This is a genomic window from uncultured Flavobacterium sp., from assembly GCF_963925415.1.
Classification (GTDB): Bacteria; Bacteroidota; Bacteroidia; order Flavobacteriales; family Flavobacteriaceae; genus Flavobacterium.
Map to the genome: position 1 here is coordinate 1 of NZ_CAWUTS010000024.1, position 18,102 is coordinate 18,102.

General features: G+C 32.9%; 13 protein-coding genes and 1 tRNA gene. 5 read left to right on the forward strand and 9 right to left on the reverse strand.

The window, feature by feature from the left end:
* Position 1: 1 nt before the first annotated feature.
* A complete protein-coding gene (locus AABM47_RS01575; protein ID WP_338409168.1) occupies positions 2-427 on the forward strand; it encodes a DUF456 domain-containing protein in 426 nt (141 codons plus the stop codon).
* Between the two features lie 55 nt (positions 428-482).
* Here AABM47_RS01575 and AABM47_RS01580 read toward each other — a convergent pair whose 3' ends face one another.
* The 6 genes from AABM47_RS01580 to dnaE form a co-directional block, all read right to left on the reverse strand.
* Entirely contained in the window at positions 483-3,791 is a 3,309-nt protein-coding gene (locus AABM47_RS01580) for a T9SS type A sorting domain-containing protein (RefSeq protein WP_338409169.1), read from the reverse strand.
* Between the two features lie 300 nt (positions 3,792-4,091).
* Positions 4,092-4,165: transfer RNA gene (locus AABM47_RS01585), tRNA-Asp, on the reverse strand.
* An 85-nt stretch (positions 4,166-4,250) separates the two neighbouring features.
* The gene (locus tag AABM47_RS01590) at positions 4,251-5,177 is read right to left on the reverse strand and encodes a DUF58 domain-containing protein (RefSeq protein ID WP_338409170.1); all 927 of its coding nucleotides are present in this window, start codon (positions 5,175-5,177) and stop codon (positions 4,251-4,253) included.
* A 299-nt stretch (positions 5,178-5,476) separates the two neighbouring features.
* Entirely contained in the window at positions 5,477-5,797 is a 321-nt protein-coding gene (gene trxA / locus AABM47_RS01595; protein ID WP_338409171.1) for a thioredoxin, read from the reverse strand.
* Positions 5,798-5,921: 124 nt separating this feature from the next.
* Positions 5,922-6,497, reverse strand: a complete 576-nt coding sequence (locus AABM47_RS01600; protein ID WP_338409172.1) for a peroxiredoxin family protein — start codon at positions 6,495-6,497, stop codon at positions 5,922-5,924.
* Between the two features lie 62 nt (positions 6,498-6,559).
* Entirely contained in the window at positions 6,560-11,200 is a 4,641-nt protein-coding gene (gene dnaE, locus AABM47_RS01605; RefSeq protein WP_338409173.1) for a DNA polymerase III subunit alpha, read from the reverse strand.
* Between the two features lie 296 nt (positions 11,201-11,496).
* Here dnaE and AABM47_RS01610 point away from each other — a divergent pair, with 296 nt between their 5' ends.
* From AABM47_RS01610 to AABM47_RS01620, 3 genes are all read left to right on the forward strand, one after another.
* Entirely contained in the window at positions 11,497-12,699 is a 1,203-nt protein-coding gene (locus AABM47_RS01610; protein WP_338409174.1) for a pyridoxal phosphate-dependent aminotransferase, read from the forward strand.
* 58 nt (positions 12,700-12,757) lie between these two features.
* On the forward strand, positions 12,758-13,969 hold the full coding sequence (locus AABM47_RS01615; protein ID WP_338409175.1) for a hypothetical protein: 1,212 nt from the start codon (positions 12,758-12,760) through the stop codon (positions 13,967-13,969).
* Positions 13,970-14,212: 243 nt separating this feature from the next.
* Complete coding sequence (locus AABM47_RS01620) at positions 14,213-14,845, forward strand: hypothetical protein (protein WP_338409176.1); 633 nt, start codon at positions 14,213-14,215, stop codon at positions 14,843-14,845.
* Here the strand turns inward: AABM47_RS01620 and AABM47_RS01625 are convergent.
* Positions 14,842-15,411, reverse strand: a complete 570-nt coding sequence (locus tag AABM47_RS01625) for a Smr/MutS family protein (RefSeq protein WP_338409177.1) — start codon at positions 15,409-15,411, stop codon at positions 14,842-14,844. The genes AABM47_RS01620 and AABM47_RS01625 overlap by 4 nt on opposite strands.
* 418 nt (positions 15,412-15,829) lie before the next feature.
* On the opposite strand from AABM47_RS01625, the gene AABM47_RS01630 reads away from it, so the two are divergent.
* Entirely contained in the window at positions 15,830-16,387 is a 558-nt protein-coding gene (locus tag AABM47_RS01630; RefSeq protein ID WP_338409178.1) for an NUDIX hydrolase, read from the forward strand.
* Here the strand turns inward: AABM47_RS01630 and AABM47_RS01635 are convergent.
* Both AABM47_RS01635 and AABM47_RS01640 read right to left on the reverse strand, forming a co-directional pair.
* Complete coding sequence (locus AABM47_RS01635) at positions 16,384-17,793, reverse strand: serine hydrolase (protein ID WP_338409179.1); 1,410 nt, start codon at positions 17,791-17,793, stop codon at positions 16,384-16,386. The genes AABM47_RS01630 and AABM47_RS01635 overlap by 4 nt on opposite strands.
* A 95-nt stretch (positions 17,794-17,888) precedes the next feature.
* Positions 17,889-18,102, reverse strand: a 214-nt coding sequence (locus AABM47_RS01640; RefSeq protein ID WP_338409180.1) for a T9SS type A sorting domain-containing protein, incomplete at its 5' end; no start/stop codon positions are given.

Below are 18,102 nucleotides of genomic sequence, written 5' to 3' on the forward strand. Positions count from 1 at the left end.
TTTGCCCGGACCACCTGTTAGTTGGGTTGGACTTTTACTTATTTATTTAATTCCTGCTATAAAAATTAATTATTGGATTTTAGGATTAACTTTATTTCTAACAATTATTATTGTGGTTTTAGATTATGTATTACCATCAAAAGGAACTAAACATTTTGGAGGTTCAAAATATGGTGTTTGGGGAACAAACATTGGATTAATTATTGGTTTATTTTTTCCACCTTTCGGATTTGTAATTGGGCCTTTTTTAGGAGCTTTTGCCGCAGAACTTATTTACAACTCAAAAGACGCCAATGGTGCTTTAAAAGCTGCCATTGGTTCTTTCTTAGGCTTGTTAGCATCCTCTTTTATGAAAATTTTGTTTTGTTTTTTACTCCTTGGAATTTATTTTGTAGTATTCTTTTTAAATTTAGAAATTTGGTTTTAAACAAAAAACCACCTAATTTGTATTAGATGGCCTATAAAAATAGTTGGGCGCATTATTATTTGATAATAAATTTACGGTTTAATGTTTGATTTTTTATTGTTATTAATTCAATAAAATATATACCAGAATTTAATGCCGATACATCTATTTGATGACTCATTTTATTGATCTTATTTAACTGAATTACTTTTTTACCTAAAACGTCATAGATGTTTATATTTGCAATAAGTTCATTTGTGTTTTCTAAAGAAATGATGATTTGATTTTTTGCAGGATTTGGATAAACTGAAATGTTTTTTTCATTAAATAAACTTGTTGCTAACGGTGCAATAAATTCGGTTTCAAATGTGTTGGTGACAATTGCGGGATTAAAATCAAAATAAATACTTGCTGTATTTGGAATAATATCACCAATCGCATAGCCTGGCTTTGGTTTAACTTTAAAGGTAATAAAGCCATGACCTATGGGTGTGTTAGCAACAGAAACTGGTAATTGAATGTTCTCAAAATACCAAATCAAACTTGAGCCTATACGTTCTAATGTATAGGCATGACTTGCATCAAGAACTCGAATTGAATTTTCATCTAATTTTGCATCAAGCATGTCTTCTACTCTCACACTTACTGCACTGGCAGTTCCTGTATTTTCAAAACGAATGGTATAAATTAAGTAGTCATTAGCGGTAAATGTACTGTGTTCTATTTGATTTCCTCTTGATTCCATTTTGTCGTTTGGATCATAAGACCCAATAACAATTTGAGTACTTGAATTGAAATTGTTCAACGGCACAACATCTCCTGCTAAAGGTGAGATAGAAACCGTATTTGTCAATAATTGACCCAGCTGAATCGTAGGTATTACTGGCACTTGTATAGCAACGTTTATTGTTCTAAATTCAAATGGTGCTAAATTGGTATAATCATAAGTAAACCCTGTTGTGTTTGCAACTGTACCTGTTTGAGAAACATTTGTTATTACAACATTGGCGTCTTTAGTATAGGTAAGAATTCCGCTTGCAACTTGATTTCCTAAATTGGCATAAACTATCTTATTAAGATATGTAAAACCAGGCATAGGCTGTTGAATAGGTACAATATATGAAGTAACGTCGATGTACGTTTGAGTTATAGTAACAGGAAAGTTATATACTTGTAAACCCGCCCCTAAAACAACAGACACATTGCTATAACTTAATGTTGAAATACCATAATAAGCGGCATATTCGGGTAATATAGCATATGATAAATTGTAACTATTTGTTGCATTATCATCATAAATTACATATTCACCAAAAGGAGATGTAATATTTACATTATTACCACTGCTATTTAATTCATAAGAAAAAGTGCCTAATGGAAAATTTTCTTCTCCCGTGTCTTGCGTTCCATTTGCATTTATATCAATAAAAGCATTTAATTGCAAGCCCGAACAATCTAATGCTCCTTGACTGGTAGTTAATTGATTGATTCTAATATAACCCGCTTGTCCGCTGTAGTTTGTTACCATAATTAAATAATATTCTCCTGGCAATGCATTGGGGATATCCACTATTTCATACTGACTTGCAGAATAACTACAATCTACAACTGAAGTTAAAGGAGCGTTACAACCTACTGTAGGGCTTGTAAATGGTCCGTAACAAATAAAATCAACATCTAAATTTAATGTTGGAAAATTAATATCTGTACTTTGTTCAATTAAAAATGATAAATTTCCGGCTTGACTAACAGGCAAATAAAACCAAGTGGGGTTTGGTTGTGTATTTAAACATCCATAATTATTACCTGCTTCTGCCGAAATACCTTGGTAGGTATTTAAAAAAGGCTGGCCTAATGAACTACAAAGTGAATTGGCTTGCGAACATACATAAGCATTATTGCAAGACGCATAAGCTTTTAAGTTTATTTTAAAAATAACATCGCATGTTCCTGCTTGATAGGTAGCTCGAGCATATATAAAAGAATTTATTTGCAGTAAATTTGTTATAACATTTGTAGGGTTTGCCAGTAAACTTATGTTATTTTCTGCATCTGATAGTGATCCAAAATAAGAAACAAAAGCAGGGTTATTCATGTTAATTTCTGATTCTGTTAAATCAAATGAAACCAAATTATTTTCATTTTCATCACATTCTTCAATAACTGCAACATTATAAGAAATATCTAAACTATATGTTTCGGCATATAGTAAAAAATTGGCTGTTTGATAATTTGCCGGAGTTGCATTTTCTTGAATGCGAATATAAACCGTTTCACTCGCCGTTGTAATACAATAACTTGAAGGGTCTGCAATAACATCAAAATTACCATTAGCGCCCGAAAGCGAACTGTGATATGAAACCGCATAATCTGTTGGATTTAAATTTCCTAAAACAAGGGTTGTATTTGAAGTTAAATTAAAACAAGCAGATCCATTTATAATACAAGAAGTTAAAGAAGAAGCTTGCCCTATATATAAACACGTATTTGTTTGAAAACTTAAAGTATTCCAATCGCTTATTTGTGTTTCCGTACAAACCGCCCGAACTTGAAAAGTGTAATTTGCATTACACCCTAAGCCTGTTAAAACAAATGGATTTGTTGTTATGGTGGTATTGAGTTGCTGTACTCCGTTATAACTTACTACAATATTCCAACTTGATGGCGAGCCCGAATCTAGCCAGCTCAGGGTTGCCGAATTGTTTGTAACATTTGAAACACTAAGGTTCGTTGGCATGTCACAATTAGGATTGTTGCAGTTTTGAGAAACCAAAAATAAAGAAGATACGCTAGAACAACCGGTTTGCAAATTTTCTACTTTATAATATAAAGTTTCTGGGTTAGATGTTGCAAAATATGATGTTATGGTTGTTATGACATTCATATTATTAAGAGCGTCACTCTCAGTAAAATAAAATGATATGTCTTCAGAATTAGGAGTAGATTGATTTTGACCCCATATTATTTGAGAAGCATTATTTAAATTAAAAGAAGCGTTTGCAGACCCATTATTAAAACATTCTGTTATCGTTAGAGGGCTTGCATTTGGTTTTGGATTAACCGTCAACGTATAGGTAATAATTTGAACTTGATTTGTAGTGCTGTTTAAAACACTTGCAAAAATAAGTTGTGGGTTAGTTTCATTGGTATAATTTCCTGAAATTGCATTGCTGCTTGTTGCAGCATCACTTTGGTTTAAATAATGTGTTACCGATAAATTTGTTGCATTCCCTGTAATTTCAGTAGTTATTTCTTGCATTAAAAACAGCGCAAAGCCATCACTATCATCATCGCACACGCTATTAAATACTACCGGTTGATTTGCTACTTGTGCAAAAATTGATGAAAAAGTAAAGAACAAAATTAAGGATAAAAGTTTTTTCATGGGTGTATGTTAAAAATTAAATTTTACAAAAATGGGTTTTTAACTTTCTGTTTTTTGTACTAATTTTAATGCAATATACTAATTTTTAGTTAATTACAGCATAAATAAAATAAAGCCATACAGCTCAACATAAAAAAAGCCATCTCAACTAAATGAGAAAGCTTTTCACTGGTTTAACTACTAAACCGAGGTTAACGTTACAAAGGTTAACCAAACAACACAACTAATCTTTAATAGTGTAAAAAGGCAAAAGAGCGACTCATTACTGAGTCGCTCTTGCCAACCGAAGCATCGGTATTGCGGTCTGGACGGGACTCGAACCCGCGACCCCCTGCGTGACAGGCAGGTATTCTAACCAACTGAACTACCAGACCATCCTTTATTGCGGTTGCAAATATAAGAAGCTTTTTTACATTTGCAAGGCTTTTGGTATGAAAAAAAGCAATTATTTTTAGTTAACTAGCCAAACTTTTGTTTTTCAACAAGATAAGTAGTAAGTATTTTTTCAAAAGGCTCATCGATTGATACCGGAACATAGTGAATTTGGTATTTCATACAAGTATTTGCAATGGTTTTGTTATAGGCAACTGCCTTTTCTTCATATGCTGATTTGATGTTTTCTGCAAAAAGATTAAGCTCAACTCCTGTTTCTACATCAATAAATTTTCGAGGTTTGTTGTCATAATCAAAATTTAATTCGGTTTTTTTGTCATAAACGTGAAACAAAACAACTTTATGCTTGTTATGTTTTAAATGCTGAAGAGCTTTAAATATTTTTTCTTCATCCTCTTTTTGAAACATATCCGAAAACAAAATTATCATGGAGCGACGATGTATGTTTTCGGCAATCTGATGTAAGAATGTTACGGTGTCTGTTTGTACGTTTTTTGGTTTACTAACCAACACTTCTTCTAGTTTATTAGTAATCATTCTGTGATGCCTATCACTTCCCTTTTCAGAAACATAATATTCGTATTTGTCCGAGTAAATACTTATTCCAACAGCATCACGCTGCTTTTTGAGCAAGTTCATTAAAACTGCTGATGCCAACACAGAAAATCCTATCTTATTTTGATAAAAAAATTGGTTTTCTGATAGTTTTGGATAATGCATAGAGGATGAATTATCGAGAATTAAATGGCAACGCAAATTAGTCTCTTCTTCAAAGCGCTTGGTATACAATCTGTCAGTTTTTGCAAAAAGTTTCCAATCTATATGACGGGTGCTTTCTCCAGGGTTGTATGTTTTATGCTCGGCAAATTCTGCTGAAAATCCATGAAAAGGAGATTTGTGCATTCCCGATATAAAACCTTCTACAATTTGATTGGCTAAAAGTTCTAAATTTTGAAAACTGCTTATTTTTTGTATTTGCGTTTCTATTTTCACCTGTAGGTTTTTATTAATGTTTTAATGTTCCTGAAGAATCGTTAATTTTTAAAGGGCTTTGTTTAAAAGTTATGATTGTGGCGATTTTATATTTCAAAGATACTAGATTTTAGATAACAGATTAAAAAAATTGATGCGCGTGTAAAACAAGACGCAATTTATTACTCTTGCATTGTCTAATTTGTTTCCATAAGAGCAGGCAATGAGGAAAACAAATTACATTAACAAATACAAAACGAGAATTTTTTTCAAAAAAAAAGTCTAACAATGTTAGACTTTTTATATGGTATAAAACTATTTTAGTTTAGTAACGCATCAATTGCATCTGTGTACGTTTTTTTTGGTGCAACACCTACTTGACGTCCCACAACTTCTCCGTTTTGGAATATTAAAACTGTTGGAATATTACGAACTCCATATTTTGCAGCAAATTCTTGGTTTGCGTCAACATCTACTTTTCCAACTATTGCTTTCCCTTCGTATTCTGAAGAAACTTCGTCGATAACTGGTCCAACCATTCTACATGGGCCACACCAAGCTGCCCAAAAATCTACAACGACTGGTTTGTCTGATTTTAAAACTACTTCGTCAAAAGTAGCGTCTGTTATTGCTAATGTCATTTTTTATTTTTTTATGATTTACTATTATTTTAATTTTTTTAAGTTATTTAAAACTTGAACACAAATTTAGAAATAAATATATCAAGTTTTGGTGTTTTTCTATAAATTTAACTTATTGCATCATTTATAAATTTTTTAATACCACAAGTAAAAGTTTCCCTTTTAAACGAGTTGAATAGTTTGGGTTAATATACATAAATTCAATTTCTTGTTTTTCATTTAGCACATACACTGTTGGAACGGGTAAAAAACCTGGGTTTTTGCCTTCAGAATATTTATTTAATTTTGGCTTATCTTTTTTGTAAGCAATACCGATTGTTTGAGAAAATAAGCCTTTGCTATCAGAGTATAAGGTGTAATTTAATTTGTCTTTTTCTATTGTTTCATTTAAAAATTTAGGAGAATCTGGACTCACTGCAATAATTTGGAATCCTAAATCTAAAATTTCCTTCTCAATATCTTGCAAATCAGATAATTGACTATTGCAGTAGGGGCACCAACCTCCACGATAAATGATAAGAACGGTTTTTTTATTGAAAATTTCTTTTGTTGACACTTCTTGTTCGTCAATATTTGTAAGTGTTATGTTAGGAATTTTTTCTCCAATTAACAACGGACATACTTCTTGTGGAGAATTTGCTATTTGAGCTTGTGTGTTGAGTGCTAAACTAAACAGAACTAGAATCATTATTTTTCTCATAACTTTTTTATTTAAATTTCATAGTGCAAAAATTATACCTAACCTTTTAATAATAGTTCTAATTAATTTAATTTAAAATCTACTTGCATTAGCTCTAGTTCTTGCAATAATTCATTAGAAATTTGCACTTTTAATTTTCTGCTTGGCATAGACAGCTTATTTATTTCAATGATTTCTTCTTTGAAAGTAATTGTTGGCGGAATTATAGGCGATACAAATTGTTGGTCGTTTGTGTCGCTAATTTCTTCATTAACCTCATCTTCTGATTCATCTGTTGCTAAGTAAGCAGGAGTTTCCACTACAACTTGTTTTTGTATTTTTTGTAATTCTACCACCTCAAAAACTACTTGATGATCTCCTTTTTCTTTTAAAAACAAGTCGTCTAAAGATTGAATAAAAGATTCTTGGAGTTGTGTTATGCTTATTTTAATAATTAATTTTTTTGCATAGTGAGCTAATACATCTTGCATCATTTTTAACTCTACAAACTGCATTCTTGGATCTCCTTTTTTACCTTCCTTATTTATCCAACCCTCTTTGACACTTAATTTAATAAAGGTAAAATTATTTTGAATTAAAAAATGCCTAAATTTTAAATACTCTTCTCCAAAAATTCTAAAATCATAACTTTCATCATATCCTTCTAAGCTAAAAGAGGCCCATCCTTTTCCGTTTTTAGCTGTTCGATGTTCCACTTTTGTTATGATGCCACCTATGCTTAAGCTTTTTCCTATTTGAGTGTTTAAGTCTCCCAGCTCTTGTAAATTGGTATTGCAAAAATATTTCATTTCGTATTTATAATCGTCCAAAGGATGGCCCGAAATATAAATACCAACTACCTCTTTTTCTTTAGCTAATTTTTCCATCGTATTCCATTCTTCGCAAGGAGGCACAATGGGTTCTGCTATTTGAACTTCACTCGAATCGCCAAACAAACTTACTTGTGCTGAGTTTTCATTTTCTTGAAACTTAGCACCATATTTTATCGCTTTTTCTAAAAATGTTATTCCGTCGCCATCGTCATGAAAATATTGTGCTCTGTGTGTATTTGTAAAACCATCAAATCCACCAGCTAACGCTAAACTTTCAAATGCTTTTTTATTGGCTCCACGTAAATCTATTTTTTTAGCCACATCAAAAATGGACTTATAAGGTGATTCTTTTCTGTTTTTTACAATAGTTTCAACGGCATTGGCTCCAACTCCTTTTACGGCTCCCATTCCAAACCGAACAGCATAGTTTTCATTGACTGTAAACTTATAAAATGATTCATTTACATCAGGCCCTAAAACATCTAATCCCATACGTTTACATTCTTCCATAAAAAAAGAAACTTGCTTGATGTCGCTCATGTTATTAGAAAGCACTGCTGCCATATATTCTGCAGGATAGTGGGCTTTTAAATAGGCTGTTTGATACGCAATCCATGCATAGCAAGTAGAGTGTGATTTATTAAATGCATACGATGCAAATGCTTCCCAATCCGTCCATACCTTTTCTAATTTCTCTGGGTCATGTCCTTTTTCGGCAGCTTGTTTTACAAATTTCGGTTTCATTTTAGCCAACACCGCAATTTGCTTTTTACCCATCGCTTTACGCAAAACATCAGCTTCACCTTTTGTAAAGTCAGCTAACTTTTGAGAAAGCAACATTACCTGCTCTTGGTAAACGGTAATACCGTAAGTCTCCTTAAGGAATTCTTCCATTCCTTCTAAATCATATTCAATTTCTTCTTCACCATGTTTACGACGAATAAAAGAAGGTATATATTCTATAGGTCCTGGACGATACAATGCATTCATTGCAATCAAATCTGAGAACTCCGTTGGCTTCAAATCCTTTAAGTGTTTCTGCATTCCAGCAGATTCATATTGAAAAACACCAACTGTTTCGCCTTTTTGGAACAGCGCATAAGTCAAATCATCGTCCAATGGAATTTCCTCAATATCAATCTCTACATTGTGCCTTGCTTTTACAATCACCAATGTATCTTTAATAAGAGTTAATGTTTTAAGGCCCAAGAAATCCATCTTAAGCAGTCCAGCACTTTCCACAACAGAGTTATCGAATTGCGTACTCCACATTTTGGAATCTTTTGCCAACGCCACCGGAACATGTTCTCGAATATCACTCGGTGTAATGATTACACCGCAGGCGTGAATACCTGTATTTCGCATGGAGCCTTCTAATGTTTTGGCTTGACGAAGGACTTCACCTTCCAAACTTGGATCTTCCAGAATACGTTTTAATTCATCCGCCATTTTTAGTTGCTCTGGATCCAGTTTCTGAGCTAACTTCTCTTCCGGCATATTGAACAAACTATTCAATTTCATGTCTGGAACCAACTTCGCTACCCTATCAGTATCAGGCAATGGTAAATCCAATACACGACCTGCATCGCGAATAGAAGACTTGGCTGCCATCGTTCCATAGGTAATAATTTGAGCAACTTGACTCGCCCCATATTTATCAATTACATATTGAATTACTCGTCCACGGCCCTCATCATCAAAATCAATATCAATATCGGGCATCGATATACGTTCAGGATTAAGGAACCTCTCAAAAAGTAGATTGTATTTAAGTGGATCTATATTCGTTATCCAAGTACAATAAGCAACAACTGAACCTGCTGCAGATCCACGACCTGGTCCAACAGAAACATCCATTCTTCTCGCTTCTCGAATAAAATCTTCAACAATTAAAAAATAACCTGGATACCCCGTATTTCGAATTACGGACAGCTCAAAATCCAATCTTTCTATTATGTCTTCAGGTAAATCTTCGCCGTATCTAATTTTCGCGCCTTTGTAAGTAATGTGACGTAAATAAGCATTCTCGCCATTCTTTAAAGTAGCATCTGCTAAATCTGCTGGATCTCTAAATTCTTCTGGAATATCAAAAGCAGGTAATAGAACATCTCTTGCTAATACATAACTTTCACATTTCGCAACAATCTCCGCTACGTTTTCAATCGCTTCAGGAATATCTGCAAACTCTCGTTTCATTTCCTGTTGTGACTTGAAATAATAATTATCATTCGGCATTCCGTTCCTAAAGCCTTTTCCTCTACCTATGGGTGTAGCTTGTTTTTCTCCTGCCTTTACACACATTAAAATATCATGCGAAACAGAACTTTCTTGCTCTAAATAAAAATTATTGTTTGCTGCAATGCACTTTACACCATATTTCTTAGCGAACATCAGTAAAGTATCATTGATTAATTTCTCTTCGTCTAGGCCATGTCTATTTAACTCAACGTAAAAATCTTCTCCAAATGTTGTGTGCCACCAAACAAAAGATTCTTCAGCTTGCTTTATTCCAACATTTAAAATCATTTGAGGTATTTCTCCCTCTAGCCCACCTGTCAATACAATAATATCTTCTTTGAATTTTTCTACGACATCTTTGTCAATTCGAGGAACATAATAAAAGCCTTCGACATGACCTGCTGACGACATTCTTGAAATATTATGATAACCCTTTTTATTTTTGGCAAGCATCGGAACCAAGTAACCGTTATCCTTTATACTTTTGTTATTATGGTCTTTACAAATATAAAATTCACTTCCAACAATTGGTAAAACAATTTGCTTCTTTAAATCCTCAACATCAAGCATAAAAGAATCTATTTCGCTGTCTTTTAAGTCTCTTTGTATCTCAATATTCTCTCCCTTTTCGTTTTCCGAAAACTCAATTATTTTACCCGTTACTAGTTTTTCTTCAAGTGCATTAATTTTCCCTTTTATGCCTTTATTATGCTTTGCTCCAGCAGCCACAAAATGAAAAGCAGCCATCATATTCCCCTTATCTGTCATCCCAACTGCTGGCATTCTGAATTCGGCTGCTTTGTGAATTAAAGCGTCAACTTTGGTAGTTGATTCTAGTATAGAAAATTGTGTATGGTTATGTAAATGAGAAAAAGTAACATTTTCTAAACGCTTGAGGTTTTCTGAGGTATCAACATAAACTTCTCCACCACCCTCTTCAGCTTCTTTTCTTTTACGAATTTTCTTGCTTTCTGCTTTGAGATTTAAATGTGTTAAACCAATACTCTCAATTGAAGAAGTATTTGTCTGCGTAAATTCAGTAAAATACTTTTCACTTTGTTCAAGCTGAATGGAAGAATAGTTTCTTAGTCTAATTAACTCCAAAAAACAGCGGGTTGTAGCTTCTACATCGGCAGTTGCATTGTGCGCACTTCCAAATGGTTGATTAAATAAATATTGATGTAATTCTGTTAATGTTGGTAATTTAAATTTACCTCCTCTACCTCCAGGAATTTGACATAACGCTGCTGTATCTTCTGTACAGGTATCCAAAACAGGCATTTCTTGCAAATCATTTTCAACCTCTTCACGAACAAACTCACAGCCCATTACATTGGTATCGAACTTCAGGTTTTGGCCAACAATAAACTTTGCTCTTCCTAAAACTTCTTTGAACTCAATTAACATATCCTTCAAAGGAATTCCTTGCTCCATTGCTAGGTCCGTAGATATACCGTGGATTTTCTCTGCTTCATAAGGAATGTCATATCCTTCTGGTTGAATCAAGTAATCTTTTGATTCAATTAAATTACCCATACCATCGTGCAATTGCCAAGCAATTTGCACACAACGCGGCCACTTATCTGTATCGGTAATTGGCGCTTTAAAGTCTCTTGGAAGACCGGTTGTTTCGGTATCAAATATTAAGTACATATTCTTAATTGGGTATAAAAATTTCGGGAGTCTAAAATTAAGAAATCGTATTGAGTAAATCAATACTTGTTGATAAATAGTTGCTTTGAGTTTATTATTCAATAATTATTGAGAGGGTTATTTCGAAAGAGTTTTAACTTCTTCCTAAACAGTTATATTATTGCTTGTTTTTTCAAAACTTATTAATCACGTATAAAAATGCCATTAATATATTTTTCTTAGGCACTTGATAAATGGCATTTTATTATTTGAAATATGTGTAATTTTAATATTTTAGCCGACCAAACAAAAAAGATATGCCGAAAATCTCAAATAGGGCGCTTAACATGCCCGAATCACCTATTCGTAAACTTGTTCCTTATGCAGAACAAGCAAAGAAAGATGGGAAAAAAGTTTACCATTTGAATATTGGTCAACCTGATATTGAAACTCCCAAGATTGTTTTGGATACAATGAGTAAATTAAACTTAAAAGTAATTGAATACAGCCATTCAGCCGGTTTTCAATCTTACAGAGAAGGGTTAGCTGATTATTACAAAAAATTTGGAATTAATTTAAATCCAAATAATGAAATAATGATTACTACTGGTGGCTCGGAAGCTTTAGTATTTGCTTTTCAAACGTGTTTGGAGCCGGGTGATGAATTAATCATTCCAGAACCTTTTTACGCAAACTACAATGGTTTTACGATTACAACCGGAATAAAGGTTGTTCCAGTAACTGCAAAAATAGAAAACGGCTTTGCATTACCTCATATGAGTGAGTTTGAAAAATTGATTACTCCAAAAACGAAAGGGATTTTGATTTGCAATCCTGGAAATCCAACAGGATACTTATATAGCAAAGAAGAATTAGAAACCTTAAGAGACATTGTTAAAAAACATGATATATTTTTATTTGCAGATGAGGTTTACCGTGAATTTTGTTACGATGGTGCTGAACACTATTCTTGTTTACAATTAGAAGGAATTGAAAACAATGTTGTTTTAGTTGATTCAGTTTCGAAAAGATACAGCATGTGTGGAGCACGAGTTGGTGCACTAATTAGCAAAAATGCTGAATTAATGGGTATGGCTTTAAAGTTTGGGCAAGCAAGATTAAGCCCTCCAACATTTGGACAAATAGCAGGAGAAGCAGCATTAGCAACTCCTCAAAGTTATTTTGACAATGTGATTGAAGAATACGTTGAAAGAAGAGATATTATAATCGATGGATTAAATAAAATCGAAGGGGTAATTTGCCCTAAACCAAAAGGAGCTTTTTATGCTATTGCAAAATTACCAATTGACGATTCGGATAAGTTTTGCCAATGGTTACTAGAAGATTTTGATTACAATGGACAAACAGTAATGCTTGCGCCTGCTACAGGTTTTTACGCAACAAAAGGATCAGGAACACAGGAGGTGAGAATTGCATATGTATTAAACAAAGAATCTTTAAAAAATGCTGTTGTTTGCTTGGAAGAAGCTTTGAAAGTTTATCCAGGGAGAGTTCAGTAAGCAACCCAAACTGTTCCTTTTCCCATATTTCCCATTATATTATTAAATATAAGGCACTATGGGAAACATAATATATATTCTATTCGCAATTTTTCTGGGAACAAACTCTTTCTATGCTCAAACATTTAAAGAACTTCTGTTAAACAAAACAGAAATGAAAAATAGGTTTACGCTTATTGAAGAAATAAGTATCATAAAAATTGTAATCCCATTTAATTATAACAGAGCTACAACGGATTTTGATCCAAGTAAACTATTGAAAATTCCATATAGAAATATTCAGAAAATTGAATACATATATTCAGAAAACAGAGACATTGAACATCAAAATAAATTAAACTCCGAAAGAATTGATACACTAACCGTTTTATTCAAGAATAGAATATGTAGAATACGTAATAACATTGAATTACTTACTATCGCTCAAACCCAAAAAGAAAATAAAACGGAACTATTCAATGGCTTTGTTATTACTATTGAAAAAAGTTCACGAAGTAATAGTGACCTAATTAAGACGATAATAAATACCCCACAAACTAATAAAAATCAATCCTGCTTCAATTTAGATACACTATCTGATTACGGCTATATTTTACCACACATTCAAGCGGATTATTCCGGGTATGAATACAAAACAATAAACAAAGTTTTCGATCGCAATACAGACTGGAAAAACAAATTGGTAGTTGTTGATGTCACAGGCAGCATGACTCCTTACCTAGCTCAATATTTACTTTGGTTAAGACTGAACTTTAACAAAGAAGAAAAACAAAACTTTGTGTTTTTTAATGACGGAAATGGATTTAAAAATACAATCAAACCAATTGGAAAAACCGGAGGTTTATACTTCACGGAAAATAACTTGGGATACAACCACTTAATTAAAACGATTACGAAAGCTATTGTAAATGGAAATTGTAATTATGAAATACAAGAAAATGATATCGAAGCGATTATTGGTGGTCTACAAAAATTTCCAGATTCCAAAAGCATTATTCTCATTGCGGACAACAATGCTTCTCCAAGAGATATAAAGTTAATGAAGAAACTTGATGTTCCTATAAAGGTTATTTTATGCGGAACAAATAACCACATAATAAATCAAGCATATTTAGATCTTGCTTACAAAACAAAAGGTTCGATACACACAATTGAAGATGATTTAACTGATTTGATTGACCTAAAAGAAGGAAGTTCGTTTAAGTTTTTTGGAAAATCCTACCAAATAAAAGATGGGGAAATTATACTGGTAAAAAGCGAAAATACTTAAGCATAAAGATCTTAAAACTTCAGTAAAATCAATGTGATAATGCTCATAGCGATAGCCATCCAAATTGGAGTTGTCTAAAGATATGTTAATTGATATACTCAGTTTATCCTATTTGTATAATTACAGATACCTTTGGTTATAACTAGTTGCCTGATTTTTAATAAAATTCAATCAAATAAAGGACCCATAATTTTAAATCTCATAAATACATTGTATTTTTAGAAAAATATAATTCCTCTTTTTATGAAAAAATTTCTTGCACTTATGCTCCTTTCTACTGTTTTAACAAGTTCTTGCGTTAAGCTTGAAGAACTTGAAGGAAATAATGTTGAATATGAGATAACTGAATTTGAATTGGAAGAGAAAATAACATTGATAATTCCAAACAGTGAATTTTCTTGGATCCCTAATCTGATCAACTGCATGGATATTAGTTTAATAGGCGGCGTAAATTTCGAATCATTTGTTCCCACGCAAAACCCTAACCCCTATGCACATTTAGTTTACGAAATTCGTCCAAAAGCTATTATAATGGAATTAACAAACATTACGGACTGTGATTTTGGGATGTTGGAAAATGTTGAAGTCTTCTTAACAGATAGCAGTGTAACAGATCCTAGTCAATTTATTTTACAAGACCCGAACAATTTATCTGCACCGCATAATGCTGTAAAAATTGGAGAGCTGATGACAATTGAAGACGGAAGTAATATAATTAATCTTGTTGTAAACCAAAATGCTGTTTTAGATCAATTTATCCATAACCAGTCTTTTAACACTTATGCAAACATGAATTTGGATAAAGCGTTTACTCAAGATGAAGCTATTATCAAGACAAGTATTTTAATGTCTGTTAAGCTAATCAACGACAACTAATTTCCTTTCAATACAATTTCTGTTGCACCGTAGCCATACTTCTTGTAATTCGCGTCATGTGTTTGAAATTCTGGATAGTTATAATGAATTTCCTTTCTGATTTCTGCTCGAAGTACTCCTTCTCCAACTCCGTGTATAGCAATCAACTTTTTAGATCCCTGTCGTATTGCTACGTTTAATTCTCGATTAAAATTTGCCATTTGCACACTTAAAATTTGAGAATTAGACATTCCACGGTGCGAATCGATAAGCTCCTCAATGTGTAAATCAATTTCGTGCTCTTCATTATTTATTTTGTCTAAATGATTGAACTTCTTATAAAACTCATCCAATTTTTTAGATTTTGATTCTGCTTGTACTTTTTCATTAACGGATTCTACATGTTCGATACCATCTAATTTATAGTCTTCTTTTGGAGTAGTCGAAACAATATCAGAAATGGCAAACTGATAATCAAATCCATCTTGATTTTCTACCATTACGAAATTATCAGACAACACTTCTATAACAACACCTTCTCCGACTTCATTTAAAAACCGAACTTTATCTCCAACTTTGAATTGCATTTTTCTGTAATATATATTTTATCTTTATCAAAGATAAATCTATTTTACAATCTATGAAAGAACACGGTCCTTGGAAAACAAAAAACACGAAAACGATTTTAAAATTTTTGCAATAGCTGAAGAATGGCTTATGCAGTGCCGATAGTTATCGGTAAGGCACTTCCTTTTTTTCTTGACAAAAAAACGAAGGAAAAAAGTCAAGGCTGTCAAAGAAAAACTACATAAACCTTTCTATTTGTTCAGTGCGGCCGAATGATTTCCTCGAAATTTTCTTCGGAACTTTTCGGTCTTACTAAGCAAATACTTTGATTTAAATAGCCTTTCTTTTAAGGCCATACCTTGCTTACTATAACCTTATGTCTCAAAAGATTTAATCCTTTTAACATCCTTAACAAGGATAATTCTATTTTTACAATCTATGAAAGAACACGGTCCTTGGAAAACAAAAAACACGAAAATAGCATATGAATCTCCTTGGATACGAGTTGATCATAGTGAGGTGATAAACCCAGGGGGTATTGATGGTACATACAGTACTATACATTTTAAGAACCTTGCAATTGGCATTATAGCTTTAGACGAGGAGATGAACACCTGGATTGTTGGACAATATCGATATCCGTTGCACAAATACACTTGGGAGATTCCAGAAGGTGGCGGAGCACTCAAAGAACCTCCGTTAGAATCTGCCAAAAGGGAATTATTGGAAGAGGTAGGATTAAAGGCCAAAAGATGGGATTTAATGCAGGAAATGCATTTGAGTAATTCAGCCACCGATGAAGTGGCCTATATTTATTTAGCGAGAGGGTTAGAACAATTTGATCCAGAACCTGAAGAAGATGAAGAAATTGAAATCAAAAAGCTCCCTTTTGATGAATTCTATCAAATGATTCTAGATGGGAAAATTCTTGACAGCATGTCGGTCGTTGCTGGACTAAAATTAAAATTGATGATAGACAATGGAGATTTGAATTAATCCACTATAATTTGCTTTTTATGAATCAATCCATCTGAATCCTTAAGGTTCAGTAAATAAGTTCCTTTTGGATATTTACTCAAATTTATTTTTCCGTTTTTTACATTAATTGTATTCATCACTTTCCCTGTAATATCAATAACTGAAACAGACTTAATCGTATTACCAACATGAATAATATCATTTGTTGGGTTTGGAAAAACAGCAAAATAATCGTCAATTTCAGAAATTCCAACTTGGCCACAATTCGGGTTTCCAACTCCAGTAGCTGTTAATGACATCCCATAATCCAATAACTCATCACATATATATAAGTTATCTCCCTCACCATTCGTCAGAACTGCAATTGCTATATTATTTGCTTTATCCATGTAGAAGTCTGTTGAAACTCCAGATTCTCCTCCATTGTGTCCCCATACAGTAACGATTTGAGTTGCCGTAAACAATTCCTCTGTATACCAATTTAACCCTTGTGTATTCTCGATGCCAGGAACTTGAAGCGTTAACATTTCTGCGATGGAGGCACTATTTAAAATACTACTAGCATTGAAACTTCCGTCTTGTAAATAAGCAATTAAAAAATTAGCTATATCAGTAATATCTGAACGTAATTGACCATCTGGGTAATCTGCAAAACCATAATGCGCATAGGGTTGATAATTACCTCCAACAAATTGGTAAGGTCTTGCTACTTCATTTGTATCAAAATCTGACATGTGCCAACCTGTATGATTCATACACAATGGTTCGAAAATATTCTGGTTGCAATATTCTGCAAAATCAGTTCCTGAAACCACCTCAACTAAATACCCCGCTAAAGCTGTAGCCATATTCGAATAACTATATGTCGTTCCTGGAGCATTTGTCGAAAAATTCTGGGTAACACTGTAGTCAGAACCTGAAACATCAAAATAACGTTGCACACATTGGGCTAAAGTTATAGTTGGATCTGGGTAACCATAATAGCCATCCATCGCTGCTCCATCAATAATAGAAGAAGTATGGGTCATTAAGTCTCTAAACGTAATTGAATCTGAAACAAAACCCGGAATATCAACGTCAAACGGCAAATAATTATTTATATCCTCATCTAAATCAAGCGTACCATTTTCTGCTAACTGCATCAATGCTGTACCTGTAAATACTTTAGAAATAGAAGCTAAAAGGAAAACTGTGGTATCCTCAACATTTATCGAATTATCAATATCTGCAAAACCATAAGATTCAACCCAAACAATTTCTCCGTCCTTTACAATTAGCGTTGTTGCTCCGGGAATATTTTCCAATGACATCTCACCTTCAATAAATCCATCTAATGTAGCACTTGGGTTAGGGTTTTGCCCGTAACTAGTTACAGAAAAAGCGTAAAATGCGATAAAAATTAATAGTTGAAAATAAACTTTCATAGCTTGTGCGTATTAAAATATAAACAGTAACCTTTAGAATTACATACAATATAAACCATCTATTTTATTAAAGGTTACCCTTTAATAAAAAACACTTATTCCTTTACAAATTTCATTAAATAATTATTAGTCAATGATTTTACGTGAACAAAGTAAAACCCATAATCCAAACTAGAAATATCTATTGTCATTTCATTAAGGTTAAAACTTGAATTAGGGATCACCACCTTTCCATGAACATCAATAATGTCAATGTTTGTAATAGCACTATTTAATGTAACCGATAACGTTTCATTAGCTGGATTGGGA